Source organism: Vibrio sinaloensis, from assembly GCF_023195835.1.
Taxonomy (GTDB): domain Bacteria; phylum Pseudomonadota; class Gammaproteobacteria; order Enterobacterales; family Vibrionaceae; genus Vibrio; species Vibrio sinaloensis_C.
In genome coordinates this window covers 202,483-221,977 of sequence record NZ_CP096200.1, presented here as the reverse complement: position 1 = coordinate 221,977, position 19,495 = coordinate 202,483, and the positions used below count along the sequence as shown (strand labels likewise).

General features: G+C 49.2%; 17 protein-coding genes and 3 tRNA genes. All 20 read left to right on the top strand.

What is annotated here, in order from left to right:
• The first annotated feature begins 19 nt into the window (after positions 1–19).
• The 20 genes from MTO69_RS14625 to nirD all read left to right on the top strand — a co-directional run bounded on the left by MTO69_RS14625 (position 20) and on the right by nirD (position 19,488).
• A complete protein-coding gene (locus tag MTO69_RS14625) occupies positions 20–1,513 on the top strand; it encodes a CoA-acylating methylmalonate-semialdehyde dehydrogenase (RefSeq protein WP_248335135.1) in 1,494 nt (497 codons plus the stop codon).
• Positions 1,514–1,521: 8 nt separating this feature from the next.
• Positions 1,522–2,676 carry an acyl-CoA dehydrogenase family protein gene (locus MTO69_RS14620; RefSeq protein WP_248335134.1) on the top strand — a complete coding sequence of 385 codons (1,155 nt, stop codon included), beginning with the start codon at positions 1,522–1,524 and terminating at the stop codon, positions 2,674–2,676.
• 11 nt (positions 2,677–2,687) lie between these two features.
• Positions 2,688–3,476 carry an enoyl-CoA hydratase gene (locus MTO69_RS14615; RefSeq protein ID WP_248335133.1) on the top strand — a complete coding sequence of 263 codons (789 nt, stop codon included), beginning with the start codon at positions 2,688–2,690 and terminating at the stop codon, positions 3,474–3,476.
• A 17-nt stretch (positions 3,477–3,493) separates the two neighbouring features.
• Entirely contained in the window at positions 3,494–4,621 is a 1,128-nt protein-coding gene (locus MTO69_RS14610) for an enoyl-CoA hydratase/isomerase family protein (RefSeq protein ID WP_248335132.1), read from the top strand.
• A 12-nt stretch (positions 4,622–4,633) separates the two neighbouring features.
• Entirely contained in the window at positions 4,634–5,536 is a 903-nt protein-coding gene (mmsB, locus tag MTO69_RS14605; protein ID WP_248335131.1) for a 3-hydroxyisobutyrate dehydrogenase, read from the top strand.
• Between the two features lie 11 nt (positions 5,537–5,547).
• Positions 5,548–6,306, top strand: coding sequence for an SDR family oxidoreductase (locus MTO69_RS14600; RefSeq protein ID WP_248335130.1), 759 nt, complete (start codon positions 5,548–5,550; stop codon positions 6,304–6,306).
• A 118-nt stretch (positions 6,307–6,424) separates the two neighbouring features.
• Positions 6,425–6,769 carry a HopJ type III effector protein gene (locus MTO69_RS14595; protein ID WP_248335129.1) on the top strand — a complete coding sequence of 115 codons (345 nt, stop codon included), beginning with the start codon at positions 6,425–6,427 and terminating at the stop codon, positions 6,767–6,769.
• Between the two features lie 59 nt (positions 6,770–6,828).
• Positions 6,829–7,179 (top strand): MmcQ/YjbR family DNA-binding protein, encoded by a 351-nt coding sequence (locus tag MTO69_RS14590; protein ID WP_248335128.1) that lies wholly within the window; start codon positions 6,829–6,831, stop codon positions 7,177–7,179.
• 160 nt (positions 7,180–7,339) lie between these two features.
• A tRNA-Cys gene (locus MTO69_RS14585) sits at positions 7,340–7,413 on the top strand.
• Positions 7,414–7,494: 81 nt separating this feature from the next.
• Positions 7,495–7,581, top strand: a tRNA-Leu gene (locus MTO69_RS14580).
• A 24-nt stretch (positions 7,582–7,605) separates the two neighbouring features.
• A tRNA-Cys gene (locus MTO69_RS14575) sits at positions 7,606–7,679 on the top strand.
• 318 nt (positions 7,680–7,997) lie between these two features.
• Positions 7,998–10,613 (top strand): nitrate reductase, encoded by a 2,616-nt coding sequence (locus MTO69_RS14570; protein ID WP_248335127.1) that lies wholly within the window; start codon positions 7,998–8,000, stop codon positions 10,611–10,613.
• Positions 10,614–10,622: 9 nt separating this feature from the next.
• Positions 10,623–11,507: a uroporphyrinogen-III C-methyltransferase gene (cobA, locus tag MTO69_RS14565; RefSeq protein ID WP_248335126.1), complete on the top strand. Its 885-nt coding sequence runs from the start codon at positions 10,623–10,625 to the stop codon at positions 11,505–11,507.
• The gene (locus MTO69_RS14560) at positions 11,504–12,466 is read left to right on the top strand and encodes a glycosyl transferase family protein (RefSeq protein WP_248335125.1); all 963 of its coding nucleotides are present in this window, start codon (positions 11,504–11,506) and stop codon (positions 12,464–12,466) included. The genes cobA and MTO69_RS14560 overlap by 4 nt, the downstream gene beginning before the upstream one ends.
• Before the next feature lie 67 nt (positions 12,467–12,533).
• Positions 12,534–13,115 carry an ANTAR domain-containing response regulator gene (locus MTO69_RS14555; protein ID WP_248335124.1) on the top strand — a complete coding sequence of 194 codons (582 nt, stop codon included), beginning with the start codon at positions 12,534–12,536 and terminating at the stop codon, positions 13,113–13,115.
• A gap of 273 nt (positions 13,116–13,388) precedes the next feature.
• Positions 13,389–14,762 carry a CmpA/NrtA family ABC transporter substrate-binding protein gene (locus tag MTO69_RS14550; protein WP_248335123.1) on the top strand — a complete coding sequence of 458 codons (1,374 nt, stop codon included), beginning with the start codon at positions 13,389–13,391 and terminating at the stop codon, positions 14,760–14,762.
• Between the two features lie 63 nt (positions 14,763–14,825).
• Positions 14,826–15,794 carry an ABC transporter permease gene (locus MTO69_RS14545; RefSeq protein WP_248335122.1) on the top strand — a complete coding sequence of 323 codons (969 nt, stop codon included), beginning with the start codon at positions 14,826–14,828 and terminating at the stop codon, positions 15,792–15,794.
• A 12-nt stretch (positions 15,795–15,806) separates the two neighbouring features.
• A complete protein-coding gene (locus MTO69_RS14540) occupies positions 15,807–16,664 on the top strand; it encodes an ABC transporter ATP-binding protein (RefSeq protein ID WP_248335121.1) in 858 nt (285 codons plus the stop codon).
• Between the two features lie 11 nt (positions 16,665–16,675).
• Positions 16,676–19,159: a nitrite reductase large subunit NirB gene (nirB, locus tag MTO69_RS14535; RefSeq protein ID WP_248335120.1), complete on the top strand. Its 2,484-nt coding sequence runs from the start codon at positions 16,676–16,678 to the stop codon at positions 19,157–19,159.
• Positions 19,159–19,488 carry a nitrite reductase small subunit NirD gene (gene nirD / locus MTO69_RS14530; protein WP_248335119.1) on the top strand — a complete coding sequence of 110 codons (330 nt, stop codon included), beginning with the start codon at positions 19,159–19,161 and terminating at the stop codon, positions 19,486–19,488. Before nirB ends, nirD begins: the two co-directional genes overlap by 1 nt.
• Positions 19,489–19,495 lie beyond the last annotated feature (7 nt).

Below are 19,495 nucleotides of genomic sequence, written 5' to 3'. Positions count from 1 at the left end.
CAAAACAAAGGATACGAGCATGACACAACCAGTCTCATTATTTATCGGTGGAGATTTTTGTCAGTCTGACAGCAGTGAATGGATAGAAGTGACTAATCCAGCCAACAACCAAATCATTGCTCAGCTTCCCTGTGCTACTGCCGAGGAAATGGAGCGGGCAATCGACAGTGCACATGATGCTTTTGCCAGTTGGAAAGAGGTCGCCGTTTCAGAGCGGGCACGTTTGATGCTGCGTTATCAGCAGCTGTTAAAAGAACATCACGATGAGCTTGCTTGGTTGGTCTCGAAGGAGACAGGGAAGACGACCGTCGATGCAAAAGGGGATGTTTGGCGTGGGATTGAGGTGGTGGAGCAGGCGGCGAATATCGCCAGTAACATGATGGGGGAAACCGTTGAGAATGTCGCCACTGATATCGACAGTTACTCTCTCATCCAACCGCTTGGTGTGTGCTGTGGTATTACTCCGTTTAACTTTCCTGCCATGATCCCGTTATGGATGTTTCCTTTGGCTATCGCGGCGGGCAATACCTTTGTTCTCAAGCCGTCTGAGCAAGTTCCTTTAACCGCGATGAGGTTGGCTGAGTTGTTTGAACAAGCGGGGGCACCAAAAGGCGTGTTGCAAGTGGTGCATGGCAGCAAAGCGCAAGTGGATTACTTACTGGCACATCCTATTATAAAAGCGGTTTCATTTGTTGGCTCGGTGCCCGTGGCCAAGCATATTTATCACACAGGCACGGCATACAATAAGCGAGTCCAAGCGTTCGCTGGGGCAAAAAACCATATGGTGGTAATGCCCGATGCGAATAAAGCTCAGGTGATTAATAACTTAGTCGGCGCATCGGTTGGAGCGGCAGGGCAGCGCTGCATGGCGATTTCAGTGGCTGTGTTTGTCGGCGAGTCGAATACCTGGCTTGGGGATCTAGCGCAAGAGCTCGCCAAAGTGAAGCCCGGTGCTTGGGACGATCAATCCGCAGGTTATGGGCCGCTCATTAGTAAAGAAGCCAAAGCGCGAGTGCTCGCCTTGATTGAGCAAGGTAAAGCTCAAGGAGCCAAATGTGAACTCGATGGTAGTCACTGCGAGGTAGCAGATCATCCAGATGGCAATTGGGTAGGCCCGACCCTGTTTAGTGGGGTGACGCCGCAGATGTCTATCTATCAACAAGAGATATTTGGACCAGTGCTGGTCTGTCTTGAGGTGGACACCTTGGATCAGGCGATTGAGTTAATCAACAATAATCCATACGGCAACGGAACCTCACTCTTCACCTCAAGTGGCGGCGCCGCGAGAAAATTCCAGCACCAAATCCAAGTCGGTCAAGTGGGTATTAATGTGCCCATTCCCGTGCCGCTGCCTTTCTTTTCGTTTACCGGGTGGCGCGGCAGTTTCTATGGTGATTTGCATGCTTATGGCAAGCAAGCGGTACGCTTCTACACTGAAACGAAAACCGTCACCGCACGTTGGTTTGATGATGACATTCCAACCGGCCCGAACATGTCAATTCAACTGCGATAGGGGGCGATATGGACTTTGAACTCAATGCGGATCAAAAAGCCTTTGCCGACACCGCCGCGCAGTTTGCCCGAGATAGCCTAGCGCCAAACGCCGCGCAGTGGGATGAACAACAACAGTTTCCCAAGCAGGTGCTTCGTGAAGCGGGCGAGCTCGGCTTTCTCAGCTTATATACCCCCGAGAGTCGCGGAGGATTGGGTTTAAGTCGCCTCGATGCTTCGATCATTTTTGAACAGCTGGCCATGGGGTGCACGTCGACCACAGCGTTTATGACCATTCACAACATGGTGACTTGGATGGTGGCAAGTTTTGCAACCGAAAGCGCCGCCGCGCACTTTTGCCCTAAGTTAATCAGTGGCGAATGGCTCGGCTCATACTGTTTAACTGAGCCAAATGCTGGGTCCGACGCCGCGGCCTTAACCACCACCGCGACTAAAAATGACATGGGCTACTTGGTAAATGGCAACAAGGTGTTTATTTCTGGCGCTGGTGAAACCGATGTGCTGGTGGTGATGGCACGCACTGGTGGTGAAGGTGCTAAAGGGGTGTCGGCATTTGTGATACCTGCAGACACTCCAGGTATTCGTTATGGGCGCAAAGAGCCGAAAATGGGCTGGAACTCGCAGCCCACTCGTAGCATTAGCTTTGACAACGTGCAGGTGAGCCACGACAACTTACTCGGCGAAGAGGGGCAAGGGTTTGTCTTTGCGATGAAAGGGCTTGATGGCGGACGCATTAATATTGCGACTTGCTCGGTCGGGACTGCGCAACAAGCGCTAAATGAAGCGCTCGCCTATGTTCAGCAGCGCAGCCAATTTGGTCAATCGCTCAGTACGTTTCAAGCCATTCAGTTCAAGCTTGCCGATTTAGCGACAGAGCTGGTCGCCGCGCGCGGATTGGTGCGAATGGCGGCGAGCAAACTCGATAATCAAGATCGCGATGCCACAACGTATTGCGCGATGGCGAAACGCTTTGCTACCGATGTTGGGTTTCGTGTCTGCGATCAGTCGCTGCAACTGTTCGGCGGATACGGTTACATCAAAGAGTACCCGATGGAGCGCTATTTCAGAGATGTTCGCGTTCATCAAATCCTTGAAGGGACCAATGAAATCATGCGCTTGATTATTGCGAGACGCCTGCTTGAAGAAGGCGGAAAACAGTTATAAAGGGGCAAACAATGACACAATCCAGCGACCAACCAATAGCGTGCACCATCGAGAATCATGTGGCGCGACTGACCATGTGTAACCCGCCAGCCAACACATGGACCCGAGAAAGTCTGATTGAGCTCAAACAGCTCATTAGTCAACTCAACGCTAATCGAGAGGTGTATGCGTTGGTGTTGACTGGGCAGGGCGACAAGTTTTTTTCGGCCGGAGCGGATTTGAATCTGTTTGCCTCTGGAGATAAAGCGCTCGCCGCTGACATGGCGCGAGTGTTTGGTGAGGCGTTTGAAGCCCTATCAGCGTTTCGTGGTGTCTCTATAGCTGCGATCAACGGCTTTGCAATGGGCGGCGGTTTGGAAGTGGCATTAGCCTGCGATATTCGTATTGCTGAGCAGCAAGCTAAGTTGGCCCTACCTGAAGCGAAAGTTGGTCTGCTGCCTTGTGCCGGTGGCACGCAAAATTTAACCGCATTGGTCGGGGAGGGCTGGGCCAAACGCATCATTTTGTGTGGCGAACAGCTCACCGCCGAACAAGCACTGCGAATTGGCTTGGTCGAAGAGGTGGTGGCAAGCGGCGAGGCTCAAGCGAGCGCCATTGCTCTTGCGGAAAAAGTCGCTCATCAGTCGCCTTCATCGGTCAGCGCTTGTAAGACTCTGATTCAAAATAACCGCTCAGCGCCCATTGCGCATGGATTGGTCAAAGAGCGCGAACTGTTTATCCAACTTTTTGATACCGAAGATCAACAAGAGGGCGTTAACGCCTTTCTTGAAAAACGCCCACCGCAGTGGAAAAACCGCTAAGGTGAAGGAGGTGTATTATGAGTGACCATGTTCACTTTACTGAGCTCCCTTGTAGTGATGGAGTAAACAAAATCGCCGTGGCGACACTCGATAATCCGTCGTCACTGAACGCGTTGACGCTCGATATGCTCACGAAACTAAAACAGCAATTGACGTTGTGGCATGACGACGACAACATTGTTTGTGTCGTGCTGGAAGGGGCGGGTGACAAAGCGTTTTGCGCTGGGGGCGATGTTCGTACCATGCACCAATGGATGCGCGACCAATCTGCGCAGCAAACCCAAGAGTATTGCACACAGTTCTTTACCATTGAGTATCAATGTGACTACCTGATCCACACCTACTGTAAGCCAATTATTGGTTGGGGACAGGGCATAGTGATGGGAGGCGGCATGGGTCTCTATATGGGCGCCAGCCATAAAGTGGTGACCCCCGACTCACGCCTTGCGATGCCAGAAGTGAGCATTGGTCTCTATCCGGATGTGGGCGGTACCTGGTTTCTTAATCGACTCGAAAGTGGGGTCGGAATGTTCTTAGGTCTAACCGGAACTATGGTCAATGCAAGTGATGCGCTGGCGATACATCTCGCCGACCACTTGGTGATGCCACACCATAAGCAACAACTGATCGAGCAGTTACAAATAGCGGATTGGCAGTGTGATGATGATGTCTATGAAGTGGTGACCGAGCTACTAGAGGGCTTGGCTTTACAAGTGAGTAGTGCGCCAGCGGCGCAAATTACCCCTTATTTAGGCCAGGTTCGATTAGCGTGTAGTGCAGACAATATCATTCAGGTGCTAGATAATTTTCAAGCCATCCAAGGTGAAGACAAATGGCTCGAAACGGCGAAAGCCAATTCAAAAATGGGAAGCCCAATTACCGCGCACTTGTGCTTTCGTCAGATGACCCAATACAGCGATTTATCACTGGCTGATTGCTTTCGTTTGGAGTTAAACATTTCAGTGCGCAGTGCGTTGTTGGGTGAGTTTCAAGAGGGGGTTCGAGCGCGTTTGGTCGATAAAGATGGTGAGCCGAAATGGCTCTACCCCAATGTGGCCGCGGTAGACACTGAAGTGATTGACGAGCTATGCCGCTCATTGTGGCCGTCGGAGGCCCACCCTTTGGCAGAGTTAGGGCACTATTAAGGAGAGCGAGTCATGGAAACCATCGCATTTATCGGATTGGGCAATATGGGTGCCCCAATGGCAAGTAACTTACTTGCCGCCGGTCTAAACGTACAAGTCTTCGATTTATTGGACTCACTAACCAAGCCTTTGGGCCAAGCCGGAGCCAAAGTGTGTCACTCTATTGAGGATGTGGTTGCGGGAGCTGACAGCGTGGTCACTATGCTGCCAGCTGGTGAACATGTGAAGCGGGTTTATTTGGGCGAGGGTGACTCGAAAGGCGTGATTCACTCTGTGGGTAAGTCGACCCTGTTGATTGATTCGTCCACCATTGATCCTGAGTCTGCACGTTTGGTCGCTGATGAGGCGGCGCAGCGTGGGCTCGATTTTGCTGACGCACCGGTATCGGGAGGCGTTGCGGGTGCGGCGGCAGGGACGCTGACGTTTATCGTTGGCGGCAGTGAGCGAGCGTTTAAGCGCGCAGAGCAGGTCTTGGGCCACATGGGCAAAAACATCTTTCATGCTGGCGACAGTGGCTGTGGCCAAATGGGTAAAATCTGCAACAATCTCATGTTAGGCATTTTGATGTCCGGGACATGTGAAGCGCTCAATTTGGGTATCGCGAATGGCCTCGACCCTAACGTTCTGTCCAACATTATGTTGCAAAGTTCAGGACGCAATTGGGCGTTGGAACTCTATAATCCATGTCCAGGAGTGATGCCCAATGCGCCAGCATCAAATCAATATCAACCGGGATTTATGACCAAGTTGATGCTCAAAGATTTAGGTTTAGGGCTTGAAGCTGCAGCGCAGAGCCAGTCGCCAGTGCCTATGGGGGCGTTGGCGCGCAACCTGTATGCGTTTCATTCGATGCATGGCAATCAAGAGGTTGATTTTTCGAGCCTATTTGAATTTTATCGTGCTCAACAAGGCTAAAGGAGAGCGAAATGGATTTAAAACAGAGTGTCATCGCCATCACCGGCGCGGGGCAAGGATTGGGACAAATGATGGCCGTGACTCTGGCGCATGCAGGGGCGGAATTGGCGCTATTGGATGTCAACCAACAAGCGTTAGATGAGACCAAGCAGCAATGCTTAATGCTCGGAACGAAAACCTTAACCTATCAGGTTGATGTTACCAATGAGGCTGACGTTGAGCAGACATTTAGTGACATTGTCACAGATTTTGGTCGACTCAACGGCTTAGTCAATAATGCCGGTATATTGCGCGATGGTTTGTTGGTAAAAGTAAAAGATGGCCAGGTGAGCAAACTCTCTCTAGAGCAGTTTAACTCTGTCATACAGGTGAATCTGAATGGCACCTTTTTGTGTGGTCGGGAGGCGGCGGTCAAAATGATCGAAACGGATTCGAAAGGGGTCATCATCAATATCTCCAGCGTCGCTCGTGCTGGCAATATCGGCCAAAGCAATTATGCTGCATCAAAAGCCGCGGTTGCCACACTGGCCACTACCTGGGCAAAAGAGTTGGCGCGCTATGGCATTCGCGTCGCGGCGATTGCCCCTGGTGTGATTAAAACGCCTATGGCGGCGCAGATGAAACCCGAGGCGATAGAGCGGTTAGAATCCATGATTCCAGTAGGGCGCATGGGCGACACCAGTGAAATCGCCCAAACCGTGAAGTTTATCTTCGAAAATGACTACATCACTGGGCGCGTGCTCGAAATCGATGGAGGGATAAGAATGTGATACCCGTTGGGGGATATGTTTGCATTGAGAAAATAGCGGCGTAAAAACGGTTTGCAACGTTGGCTTCTTGTGGAGTCTGCTATACAGTGTTAGCAGCAAATAAGGAGCAAGGATTAACATGGAACTCACGTCTTTTTTTGACCAACTGTCGCACTCGCCACAAAGTATCGAATTTAGCCAAACCATGGCTGCAATTGATGCCAACTATGAGTTTACTCCCACGGAATTTCATAACGGCAATGTGATTAATCAAGCGGGACAAAACAATGGCTCGTGTAAGATCTTCGCATTTGCCAAGCAACACCAGCTAACACCTGAAGCGACCTTAGCCTGTTTTGGTCAGTACTATCGTCAAGATGTGCTAGGTAACCCTGATGGCGACGATCATGCCAACATTCGCAATTTCATGCAGTTTGGTTGGGGTGGCGTCAGATTCGAAACATCACCACTGGCGAAAAAATAAAATAACGCTTACAAGGAGCCTCGCGCTCCTTTTTTGATGAACACTGCGGAGAATAAGCGATGAACAATAAACAGTTGGCAGACTTTCTCGATGGCTTTACTTGCGCAGAAGCTGACTATCCATTTGGTCCTGAAGCTTTGGTGTACAAGGTGAAAGGAAAAATGTTCGCCATCTTAGCTGAACGTGAGGGGCGCGAATATGTCACGGTGAAAGTGGTGCCCGAAGACGGAGAAGTACTCACTGCTCAGTTTTCTGATATTACCCCCGGCTACCACACCAATAAGCGCCACTGGGTGACGATTTACTATCCAGGCGACGTAGAAGATGGCTTAGTCGAAGACTTATGTGAACGATCATACCAGTTAGTAGTTAGCAAGTTGCCCAAAGCACAGCGCGCACTGTTGGCCTAGTTACCTTACAAAATCGCCGGATTAGATCAAACAATCAGCATATTGGTTCAAAACTCAGCAAACAAAATAAAAACCGCTATTTTTATTTGACTCTGTTCGCTCAATGGGTAAAGTATGCAGCGAACGCAGCGGTGGGTAACCTAAAGCGTTGAAAGAAAAGGGCGCGTTGGCAGAGTGGCTATGCAGCGGATTGCAAATCCGTGGACCTCGGTTCGACTCCGGGACGCGCCTCCATTTTCTTTTATCAAGCGAGTTTCGCTGAAAGATTTAAGATGGTGTTTATCGTACTAAACGGCATCACAAAGAAATTTGTGTGCCCTGGTGGTGGAATTGGTAGACACAAGGGATTTAAAATCCCTCGGCGTTCGCGCTGTGCCGGTTCAAGTCCGGCCCGGGGCACCATCTCTTATCGAGACAACTTGGTTTGGCGCGTTGGCAGAGTGGCTATGCAGCGGATTGCAAATCCGTGGACCTCGGTTCGACTCCGGGACGCGCCTCCATTCATTCGAAAAGCCAGTCTTCGTGACTGGCTTTTTTGCGTCTGCTTTTTACCACGTGTCATCATTATCTACTGCAATCATGACCTTGCTCCTATCGGTACGCATTTTATTGTGATGCGTAAGCACCTATTTGGTGCAATGCGCATAAGTTGTCTAACTCTATATAATTGAATTTAAACAGTTATTCTTATTGGCACCTTAATTGCTATTAAACTCTTGTCGACGGTGGTCGAGCGCACAATCTATAACAAGGTCACAGGCAATGAAGCCTCCTTCACTCAGAAAGTGGAGGAGGCTTTTTGTATTAAGGAGTGAGTGATGACAAGGGAATGTATCAAAACAGCGTGTCCTTATTGCGGGGTGGGGTGTGGGGTAGAAGTAAACGCGACCGGTATCCAAGGTGACAAACACCACCCAGCTAACAGTGGTGCGTTGTGTGTAAAAGGTTCGGCATTGGCACAAAGTCTGGATATGCCGTCGAGATTACTCTATCCGAAGCTCAATGGCCGCGAGATCACTTGGCAGCAGGCCACTGATATGATCGCGAACGCCTATCATGACGCGATTGTGCATCATGGTGCCGATTCAACGGCAATGTACGTGTCGGGCCAACTCCTGACAGAAGACTACTATGTCGCCAATAAATTTATGAAAGGGGTGGTTGGTAGCGCCAACATCGATACGAACTCTCGTCTGTGTATGTCGTCTGCGGTTGTGGCACACAATAGGGCATTTGGCGAAGACGTGGTGCCAGTCAATTATGATGATATTGATGATGCGGATCTGATCATTATCTGTGGCGCGAATACAGCCTGGACCCATCCGGTGCTGTTTCGCCGTATTCAACAAGCGCGTGAGTGCAATCCAGAACTTCGAATGGTGGTGATAGATCCAAGAGAGACGGTGACAGCGCAGCAAGCCGATCTTCATCTCGCGATCCCCGATGATGGCGATATCGCGCTGTTCAATGGATTATTAAGATACTGCCAAGACCAAGGACTGGTCGACCAAGAATACGTAGCGCAGCATACCAGTGGTCTTGCTGCACTGTGTGAAGCCTTGGCAGGCAGTGAGTATAAGGTCAGCGCCTTAAGTAACCATCTAAAGCTCAGCCAGGAGCAGCTTACCACTTTCTATCGTTGGTTCGCCAATACCCGCAAAACCATCACTCTGTTTTGTCAGGGGGTGAATCAATCTCAGTATGGCGCAGACAAAGGCAACGTGATCATCAATGCTCACTTGGCCACCGGAAAAATCGGTTATGGCGGTGCGGGTCCATTCTCTATCACTGGTCAGCCAAATGCGATGGGCGGACGCGAAGTCGGTGGGCTTGCCAATCAACTCGCTGTGCACCGAGGTTTTGACCAAGAGTCGATAGAATTGGTTGGTGAGTTTTGGCAGACCGACAATTTAGCGACAACACCAGGCCTTAAAGCGGTCGAAATGTTCGAAGCGGTAGAACGTGGCGATATCCAGGTAATCTGGATTATGGCAACCAATCCTGTCGTGTCTATGCCAGATAACAACTTTGTTAAACGAGCACTCAAAAAGTGTCCTTTAGTGATTGTTTCTGACGTGACCTCCGATTCAGATATCGCTCAGTACGCCGACTTGCTATTGCCTGCTGCTGGTTGGGGGGAAAAGCAAGGAATGGTTACTAACTCCGAACGTATGCTAACTCGCCAACGCCAATTTATTGAGACTAAAGGACAGGCCAAATCAGATTGGCGCGCGGTCAGTGAGGTGGGCGCTAAACTGTGTACATTGATAGAAAAGCCCAACGCATTTGAATTTGCCACGGAAGCCGATGTTTTCCGCGAGTACGCCGCCATGACAGGTATCAATAGCAGCAGTGATTTGTTGCTTGATTTGTCGACGTTTGCCGACATTACGGATGAAGAATACCTCAACTGGCAGCCCGTTCAGTGGGGTGGAACACGTCCTTTTGCAAACGGCCAATTTTGTTTTCCAGATCGAAAAGCGCGGTTTGTCGTCCCGGCTATTCCGACAGCACACAACCAATCTGCTTGGTGGCTAAACTCTGGGCGTCAAAGGGATCAATGGCACACCATGACGCGCACTGGCTATATACCGCATCTCGCCGCCACTGAGCCAGAACCGACGGTTTACATGAATCAACGTTCTGCAGCTTATCTGGACGTTAATGAAGGGCAGTTAGTGTCACTGCAGGGTGAAGTGACAGAGCATTGCATTGTGGCAAAAGCCGCGATTGACAATGGGTTAGGTGCGCGTCAACTGTTTATGTCTATGCACTGGGCGGGAGAATATGGCGGTGGAAGCGAAGTTAATGCAGTTGTAAGCCGTGAGGTTGACCCGCATTCTGGCCAACCCGCATTTAAATCGCAGCGCGTTGCAATTCAAACGGTCGATGCTAAAACCTATGGCCTTTACCTAGGCGAAAAGTTCGTTGAGCGCCGCTTTGCCTACCAATCCTTTCAAAGTGAAGAGAACATCGGTGTGTGGCGATTTGCCGACACAGACAACCTAGACAGAGATATCTCAGAGGACCTTGGCCAAACGCCGCATAAACGTAAAGTGGTGTTAGAGCTTGCTTCAGGCTGGCTCACTGTTGGTTACGATGAAGTTGGTCAAGAGCGAGTCACTCGCTCAATTCTAATTGTTTCTGGTCAACCGATTGTCACTGATGCGTCCCAGCTGGCGATTTTGGTCGGCAAACCGTTGAGCTTTTCTACTCTGTTGGCAATTGCTGCGCAGCAAGAGTCGAGTGAACTTATTTGTAGCTGCTTTCGCGTCAATGACAAACAGATCGCTCGCGAGCTTGAAAGTGGCAACTGCAATAATCTCAGTCAACTGCAGAGCAAACTAAAATGCGGCACCAACTGTGGATCGTGCTTACCGCAAATTGAGCGGCTGATTAGCCACCATCAACACACCATTTTGGTAGCGAAGTAGGAGCGAGTGATGAAATCAGACATTATCAACAAAGAAGGCTCACAATTGGGTTTACGTGGCGCTGGTTTTATTTCCCACCGCTATATTGAACATTCTATCGAGAGTAACGATGAGGCTCATTCTAGCGCGAATCGCTATGGCAAAGTGCAACTGGTTGGGGCTGGTCCCAATGATCCAGAACTATTGACCATCAAAGCGCTGAAAGCGATTCAACAGGCAGACGTTGTAGTGTTTGATCGCTTGGTGAATCAAGAAATCTTGCAGTTCACTAAGCCTGGCTGTCAACAGATCTATGTCGGTAAACGCTGCGGAAAGCCGAGCCTAAAGCAAGAAGAAATCAGCCAGATGTTAGTTGAGTACGCCAAACTTGGCAAGCAGGTGGTCCGCTTAAAAGGTGGCGATCCATTTATCTTTGGACGCGGCGGTGAAGAGGGCTTGTTGCTGGCCAAGCACCAAATTGAGTTTGAAGTGATTCCCGGAATAACGGCGGCCATTGGCTGCGCTGCGTCTTCCTACATTCCTTTAACGCACAGGCAAGTAGCGAGAAGTGTTACCTTTGTCACTGGACAAGTCGTGACAGGGGCACTACCAGCGTGGTCACAGTTGGTTAGCGCTGGCCAGACGTTAGTTTTTTATATGGGCTTAGAAAAAGCAGTAGAGATACAGCGAGGCTTGATTGCACAAGGGTTGGATGATGACTTTCCTTTAGCGATCATTACCCATGGCTGTAGCCGCCAGCAAAAAGTGCATGTTTCCACCTTAGGATCATTGGCGTCGAAGGCGATTGAGCTTAAAGGTGTCAGTCCGGCATTGATTATTTTGGGTGAAGTGGTCAAACTGCGGCAACAACTAATCAGCACCATAGAGTCGGTCGTTTCTCAAGAGGTAGTATGAGTACAATTTTGCAATGTATCCGCACGGTGGGCCGCGGCGAGCGTGGACGCAAGCCGCTGACGTTTGAGCAAGCATACCAAGTCATGGACGAATATCTTGATGGTCAGTGCGGTGACGATCAAATGGCTATGCTGTTGATGCTGATTCGGGTGCAAAATGAAACCAAACAAGAGATCGCTGGCTTTGTTAAAGCGTTTCAATCACGTGTTCCCAACTTAGGCGCTGATATCGATTGGCCATGTTATGCAGGTAAACGTATTAGTGCTGGCCAGCCTTGGCACTTGCTGGCGGCCAAGATCCTTAGCGACAATGGCTACAAGGTTTTGCTGCACGGCTATCACGACAGACCTGCGGGTCGATTGCATGCTGAAGATTATCTCGTCAAGCTGGGTATCCCGCTTGCCCACTCGCCCGAGGATGCCAAGAGATTGCTTGATAGCCAAGGCATTGCCTATCTGCCGCTAAAACATTTTGCGCCTCAAGCAGAAGCGATGATAGGTTGGAAGAATCGCTATGGTTTACGTACACCGATCAACACTGTGGTTCGAGCGCTCAATCCAGGGGGAGCGAAACTAGCCGTACGCGGTAGTTTTCACCCAGGCTTTCAACAGTTGCACGCCGAAGTAGAAAGTGAGATAGGGTTAACCAGCCACGCTGTTGTATCATTTAAAGGTCAATCAGGGGAATCAGAGTATAACCCTAAGGTGAGTCAAACGGTGTGGGTGAGCACTGCGCAAGGGGTTCAATCCCACTATTGGGCGGAAAGAATGCTCACGGATATTCCACTTCCTAAGCGCTGCCCGTTTGGTACTGAGCAGGGCGAGTTTAATTTTATGGCCAACACTATCGTGTCGACCATAGCGGCGACACTGTTTGCTGAGTTAGATGACTATGAACGCGCTTTTGAGAAAGCCTATCTATTTTGGTCTAACTACTGCTCAAAATCATTGCTTATCTAAATCAAACCTCAGTTGGCACATTCCTTGTTATGTCTCTAGTTAATAGCGAGCACAACAAGGAATGTTCATGCACCAAAACCTGTCCAAAATCCCACTCATTATCTGTAGCGACCGCGTCGAAGAATTAGCGCGGTTAACCAATCTGCTTGCGGTTGAATTTGACAATATCGTTAGCTGTCAGCTCAACCAGTTTGAAAGCCTCTTAGACAAAGAGCGTGAGGCTCACGTGGTTGTCGGCTGGCAGCAACCGAGCGCTGAGTTGCGCTTGATCATTGAAGAATGCCGGGCGAGAAATCTTCCATTACTGGTAGTGCTCAAGCAACTTAATCAACGTGATATCAATCGTTTACCTGAAAGAATGGACTATGTCCTCGTTCCTGCTGATACGCAGTTTTCCCTGTCGCCATGGATAGCGAATGCGCATCAAGTTCGCAAATCTGTTGCGGCGTTTGAAAGCGAAATTGAACAACTTGAATCGCGGTTAGAAGATCGCAAGTTGATCGAAAGGGCGAAAGGTTTGTTGATGAAGCTGCATCAAGTCGATGAGGACGCCGCCTATCAAGCGATGCGCAAGTCTGCGATGCAGTCGAGTCAATCTTTGGCGCAGGTGGCGCGAAATCTGTTGCAAACCATGGAGGCACTGAAGTAACGGGGCTACCACTTTGGGGTTAGATAAAAATTTCCGCAATGGTGCGACATGCACTAAAGCTAAGCAAGGCGAAAGCAAGATTGAGGGCGGTATGATCTAACCTATTGATAATAAACTATAAAATAAGTTGGCATGTTACTTGGAAAGATAACCAACAGCAAAACAGACAATTTGTATTAACGTAACCTTTGATTATCAACGGCGGTAATGAACAAGGATGCAATGGCGCTACGACTCTTCGGAGGCGTAGCGCCTTTTTATTGGAGAAAACTTATGAAATGGACCTCAACCATCAAACGTACTTTAGTTGGCGCAGCGCTCACGACCACCTTTTATGTACCGACGACCTTCGCCCAATTGGGTGAACCAGAGTTAGAAGATCTTAAGTTCGGCTTTATTAAGTTAACTGACATGGCACCACTGGCCGTTGCCTATGAGAAAGGTTTCTTTGAAGACGAAGGTCTCTACGTCACATTAGAAGCTCAAGCAAACTGGAAAGTACTGCTAGACCGAGTGATCGACGGCGAACTCGATGGTGCGCATATGCTTTCTGGTCAACCGCTTGGTGCAACCATCGGAATTGGTACCCAAGCCGAAGTCATAACCGCATTCAGCATGGATCTTAACGGTAATGCGATTACGGTGTCGAACAAGACTTGGCAACAGATGAAACCCAATATTCCCACTGAAGCGGACGGAAAACTGATCCATCCGATTAAAGCCGACGCGCTAAAACCCGTGGTCGAAAGCTACCTTGATGAGGGCAAGCCGTTCAATATGGGCATGGTGTTTCCTGTCTCTACCCACAACTATGAGTTGCGTTACTGGCTCGCGGCGGGAGGGATCCATCCCGGCTATTACGCGCCAGAGTCTGGTGATAACAGTGGTCAGTTAAATGCAGATGTGCTGCTGAGCGTTACGCCGCCACCACAAATGCCAGCGACCATGGAAGCGGGAACCATAGAAGGTTACTGCGTGGGTGAACCGTGGAACCAACAAGCAGTATTTAAGGGGATTGGTGCACCAGTGGTCACGGACTATGAGATCTGGAAAAACAACCCTGAGAAGGTGTTTGGTGTGTCAAAGACGTGGGCAGAAAAATACCCCAATACCCATATTCGCGTAGTCAAAGCGTTGATTCGCGCAGCCCACTGGCTGGATGAAAACAACAATGCCAATCGAGTTGAAGCGGTCAAACTACTGGCGAAAAGTGAGTATGTCGGCGCGGATTATGAAGTTATCGCCAACTCTATGACCGGGACCTTTGAATACGAAAAGGGCAACGTTCGCGAAGTGCCAGACTTTAACGTCTTCTTTCGCTACAACGCGACCTATCCGTACTACAGCGATGCAATCTGGTATCTGACACAAATGCGTCGCTGGGGACAGATCTCTCAAGAGCAATCGGATGATTGGTACATGGAGATCGCTAAGAAAGTATATCGTCCAGATATCTATCAACAAGCCGCTGAAGCTTTGATTGACGATGGAGTGCTAACCAGCAAAGACTTTCCTAACTTCGCGCAAGAAGACGGATTCCGCGCACCGCAAAAACACTTCATCGATAACATCGTTTACGACGGGCGTTCACCTAACGCGTATCTAGAGAAATTTTCGATTGGTTTAAAAGGCAAAGACAAAGTTTAGAACTGACGCGGAGGGGCGTGAGCCTCTCCTTGCCAATCATCACAGGGACGTTTAGGAGTCGTTATGTCGAGTAATGTTATCTCGTTAATTCCAAGTAAGGCGCTGGTGGCGAACAAAAGCAAAGCCGTCGTGTTACCTGTTATTGGAATCTTATTGTTTTTAATTATGTGGCACTTAAGTGCACGACAGGTCGAAACATCGCTGGGCACATTACCCGGACCAGCACAAACCTATCAACAATTCAGCAATTTAGTGACTGAACATTGGGACGAAAGAGCAAAAGAAGTCGCGTTTATTGAAAGACAGGAGAAGCGTAACGCGGCAAAACTGGCCAAAAATCCGCAAGCGGAAGTCAAAATCCGACCATACACAGGTAAACCGACTTTTTTTGACCAAATCGGAACCAGCTTAATCACGGTAGCGAGTGGGTTTCTCTTAGCGACTATTATCGCGGTTCCGTTAGGGATTGTGCTAGGGCTCAATCAAGGGCTCTATCAAGCTTTTAATCCGTTAATTCAGTTGCTAAAACCGGTATCACCATTAGCTTGGTTACCTATAGTAACCATGGTGGTTAGCGCAACCTACGTCAGTGACGATCCGATGTTTGCCAAATCATTTGTCAACTCACTGCTGACCGTCGCCCTGTGTAGTTTGTGGCCAACGCTGATTAATACCGCTGTTGGCGTGACCAGCGTGGATAAAGACCTAATCAATGTCAGCAAAGTACTACAGCTCTCATGGTGGCAGCATATCCGTGTGATCGTACTTCCTTCAGCCATTCCGATGATTTTTACTGGTCTGCGCCTCTCTTTAGGTATTGCATGGATGGTATTGATTGCCGCTGAGATGCTGGCGCAAAACCCCGGACTTGGGAAGTTCGTTTGGGATGAATTTCAAAACGGTAGCTCCCAATCTTTAGGGCGGATTATGGTGGCGGTGATCACCATTGGATTCATTGGTTTGCTACTCGACCGTGGCATGTTGCAACTACAGAAATGGTTGTCTTGGAATAAACAGCAGGCATTGCGATAAAAGGAGTTTCCTATGTCTAAACCATTACTTGATTTAACTCAGTTGGGGATGAGATTTCCAACCCCCAACGGCGAATTTATCGCTTTGAAAAACGTCAATTTTCAAATTGAAAAAGGCGAGTTTGTCTCCTTGATTGGACACTCTGGATGCGGCAAATCGACAGTACTTAACTTAGTTTCGGGTTTACATCTTCCGACCGATGGCGGGGTGATTGTTGATGGCCGCGAAGTGAGTGGCCCTGGGCCAGAGCGCGCCGTGGTATTTCAAAATCATTCTTTGCTGCCTTGGTTAACGGTTTACCAAAATGTTGAACTGGCCGTTAAGCAAATTTCCGCTCATCGTTCAAAAGGGGCAAACACCAAACAGTGGGTTAAGCAGCAAGTAGAGCACTATCTCGACTTGATTCAAATGTCCCATGCCGCAGATAAAAAGCCAGATGAAATCTCAGGGGGGATGAAGCAACGAGTTGGTATCGCGCGTGCTTTGGCGCTGCAACCCAAAGTACTGTTAATGGACGAGCCGTTTGGCGCACTTGACGCGCTGACACGTGCACACTTGCAAGATTCATTGATGCAAATTCAAGCTGAACTGAACAACACAGTGATCATGATTACTCACGACGTCGATGAAGCGGTGTTGTTGTCGGATAAAATTGTGATGATGACCAATGGACCGGCGGCAACGATTGGAGAAGTGCTATCCATTGATTTGCCCAGGCCAAGGGAGCGCGTCGCGCTTGCCGATGATCCAAGCTATCAAAAATATCGTCAATCGGTGCTGCGTTTCTTGTATGAAAAGCAAAGCAAAACCAGTGTTCAACCAAACGTCACTGAGCCTGAAAATCGCCCGGTGCCAGCGCAGTCTGCATAAGGAATCTACTGATGAAACATATAGTTATTGTGGGCAATGGTATGGTTGGTCATCACCTAGTTGCTCAGTTAGTTGAGCGTGGAGCACATCTGGAAACACGCATTACCGTGATTGGAGAAGAGCGCTTCATTGCCTATGACCGAGTTCAGCTATCGTCACTGTTTTCGGGTAATAGCCATCAAGATTTAATGCTTAGTAGCGAGGAATGGTATAGCAAGCATGGCATCGAATTACTGCTGGGTAGTCAAGTGACCAAAATCGAACGTGATAAAAAACGCTTGGTTGTTGATGGCGACAGTGTCATCGGTTACGACCAGTTAGTGCTTGCCACAGGGTCCTACCCATTTGTGCCACCCATTGAAGGTAAAGATCGTGACAATATCTATGTTTATCGCACTTTGGATGATCTGTCCGAAATCAAAACCGCTTGTCAGGGAGCGAAAAAAGGGGCAGTGATTGGTGGCGGTCTACTTGGGTTAGAAGCGGCCAATGCGCTCAAACTTTTGGGTGTGGAAACTCACGTGGTTGAATTTGCGCCACGGCTGATGCCAGTTCAACTCGATGACGCCGCAGGAGCGGTATTGAAAGAGAAGATAGAGCAACTAGGTTTGACTGTTCATACCTCGACAGCAACAGAGCTAATCTGTGATGGCGAAGGCGCGACACATCGAATGGTGTTTAAAGATGCTGAGCCGCTTGAGGTTGATGTGATCATTTTTTCGGCAGGTATTCGACCACAAGACACGCTCGCCAAAGAAGCAGGGCTGCAAACTGGTGAGCGTGGTGGGGTGGTGATTGATAACCAATGTCGCACTAGCGATGAGAGTATTTTTGCCATCGGCGAATGCGCTTTGTGGCAAGAGAGAATATTCGGTTTGGTCGCGCCTGGATACACAATGGCTCGGGTGACGGCTGACGCACTGCTCGGCCGTGACAATGCCGGTTTTACCGGAGCAGATATGAGCACCAAGCTCAAGTTGCTGGGGGTTGATGTTGCCTCAATTGGCGACGCCCATAAAGCAACTCCAGGGGCGCAAGAAATGGTGTTGCAAGATGCGGTCGCGGGCATTTATAAAAAGCTGGTGGTCGATGAGTCAGGTACTCAGCTGCTAGGCGCAATCTTAGTTGGGGACAACTCTGATTACGACACCCTGCTTCAAGCTTATCTCAATAAGACAACCTTGCCTGACCATGCGGCAAATCTATTGTTCGACACTGGAATGCTAAAGGGCGATTTAGCAGATAGCGCGATGATTTGTTCTTGTCACAATGTCACTAAGGGCGATCTAGTCAGTGCTATTCAAGCGGGAGCCCATGATCTAGATACTCTCAAGTCAACGACTAAGGCAGGCACGGGATGTGGTGGTTGTAGCAATATGGTGAAAAGCGTGTTGGACGCTGAGCTCATGGCAATGGGCGTTGAGGTCAATAACCATATTTGTGAACACTTCGAACTATCTCGTCAAGAGATGTTCCACATTTGTCAGGTAGAAGAGATCAAAGACTTTGATACCTTAATTGAACAGCATGGACGCGGTCACGGCTGCGATCTTTGCAAACCTACCGCAGCCTCAATTTTTTCTTCACTGTGGAATGAACACATCATGGAGCCTCAGCATAGTATGTTGCAAGACTCGAATGATGCGTTTATGGCCAACTTACAGAAAGATGGCTCGTATTCGGTCGTGCCCCGTGTCGCGGGCGGGGAAATCACCCCTGATAAATTGATTGCCTTGGGTGAAGTGGCGAAAAAGTATGATTTGTACACCAAGATAACCGGTGGCCAACGGGTGGATCTGTTTGGCGCTCAAGTTGAACAACTTCCGGCAATCTGGCAAGCGTTAATTGATGCCGGGTTTGAAACGGGTCATGCCTATGGAAAATCACTGCGCACGGTTAAGTCTTGTGTTGGCTCGACTTGGTGTCGCTACGGGGTAGATGATTCGGTTGGTCTAGCTATCGAGTTAGAAAATCGCTACAAGGGCTTACGTGCGCCACACAAAATTAAATTTGCGGTGTCTGGTTGTACACGCGAATGCGCAGAAGCTCAAAGCAAGGATATTGGCGTTATCGCAACAGAGAACGGCTGGAATCTTTATGTATGTGGAAATGGGGGGATGAGACCAAGACACGCGGATTTACTCGCCGCAGATCTGTCGAAACAGGAGCTAGTGGCTTTGATTGACCGCGTACTCATGTTCTACGTACGAACCGCCGATCGCTTGCAACGCACATCGGTTTGGATGGAAAACCTCGAAGGTGGGCTGGATTATCTCAAAGACGTTGTGGTCGAAGACTCATTAAACATCACTTCGTCACTTGAAGCGCAAATGCAGCATGTGGTGGATACCTATCAATGTGAATGGAAGAGCACGTTGGACAATCCAGATAAGTTGGTCAAGTTCAAGCCATTTATCAACGCGGATGATGAGAGCCAAGCATTGCCGTATCAAAGGATTCGCGGCCAAAGAATTCCAGTCAGGGAGGAAGTCTAATGGATGTAATCGATAAGATAAAAATCGGCCGTTTGGATCAGCTAACACCTTACCAAGGTCGAGCTGCGTTGATTGATGGCGAACAAATCGCACTGTTTTATGTGCCTAACCAAGGCGTATTTGCTATCCAAAACTGGGACCCAATTGGCGAAGCGTATGTATTGTGCCGGGGTATAGTCGGTGACATCGGTGGTGAGCTTTGTGTTGCCTCTCCCTTGTACAAGCAGCATTTTAGCTTGCACTCGGGGCAGTGTCTGGAGGAGAAGGATGTTCGAGTGAGTGTTTATTCTGTCGAGATTGAGCAAGGCAATATCTGTATCGGGCGCTAGTGTCTGA

Excerpts from the sequence above, each read along its gene's own strand:
- MTO69_RS14625 (WP_248335135.1), top strand. The coding sequence starts at position 20 with ATGACACAACCAGTCTCATTATTTATCGGTGGAGATTTTTGTCAGTCT.
- MTO69_RS14620 (WP_248335134.1), top strand. The coding sequence starts at position 1,522 with ATGGACTTTGAACTCAATGCGGATCAAAAAGCCTTTGCCGACACCGCC.
- MTO69_RS14615 (WP_248335133.1), top strand. The coding sequence starts at position 2,688 with ATGACACAATCCAGCGACCAACCAATAGCGTGCACCATCGAGAATCAT.
- MTO69_RS14610 (WP_248335132.1), top strand. The coding sequence starts at position 3,494 with ATGAGTGACCATGTTCACTTTACTGAGCTCCCTTGTAGTGATGGAGTA.
- mmsB (WP_248335131.1), top strand. The coding sequence starts at position 4,634 with ATGGAAACCATCGCATTTATCGGATTGGGCAATATGGGTGCCCCAATG.
- MTO69_RS14600 (WP_248335130.1), top strand. The coding sequence starts at position 5,548 with ATGGATTTAAAACAGAGTGTCATCGCCATCACCGGCGCGGGGCAAGGA.
- MTO69_RS14595 (WP_248335129.1), top strand. The coding sequence starts at position 6,425 with ATGGAACTCACGTCTTTTTTTGACCAACTGTCGCACTCGCCACAAAGT.
- MTO69_RS14590 (WP_248335128.1), top strand. The coding sequence starts at position 6,829 with ATGAACAATAAACAGTTGGCAGACTTTCTCGATGGCTTTACTTGCGCA.
- MTO69_RS14570 (WP_248335127.1), top strand. The coding sequence starts at position 7,998 with ATGACAAGGGAATGTATCAAAACAGCGTGTCCTTATTGCGGGGTGGGG.
- cobA (WP_248335126.1), top strand. The coding sequence starts at position 10,623 with ATGAAATCAGACATTATCAACAAAGAAGGCTCACAATTGGGTTTACGT.
- MTO69_RS14560 (WP_248335125.1), top strand. The coding sequence starts at position 11,504 with ATGAGTACAATTTTGCAATGTATCCGCACGGTGGGCCGCGGCGAGCGT.
- MTO69_RS14555 (WP_248335124.1), top strand. The coding sequence starts at position 12,534 with ATGCACCAAAACCTGTCCAAAATCCCACTCATTATCTGTAGCGACCGC.
- MTO69_RS14550 (WP_248335123.1), top strand. The coding sequence starts at position 13,389 with ATGAAATGGACCTCAACCATCAAACGTACTTTAGTTGGCGCAGCGCTC.
- MTO69_RS14545 (WP_248335122.1), top strand. The coding sequence starts at position 14,826 with ATGTCGAGTAATGTTATCTCGTTAATTCCAAGTAAGGCGCTGGTGGCG.
- MTO69_RS14540 (WP_248335121.1), top strand. The coding sequence starts at position 15,807 with ATGTCTAAACCATTACTTGATTTAACTCAGTTGGGGATGAGATTTCCA.
- nirB (WP_248335120.1), top strand. The coding sequence starts at position 16,676 with ATGAAACATATAGTTATTGTGGGCAATGGTATGGTTGGTCATCACCTA.
- nirD (WP_248335119.1), top strand. The coding sequence starts at position 19,159 with ATGGATGTAATCGATAAGATAAAAATCGGCCGTTTGGATCAGCTAACA.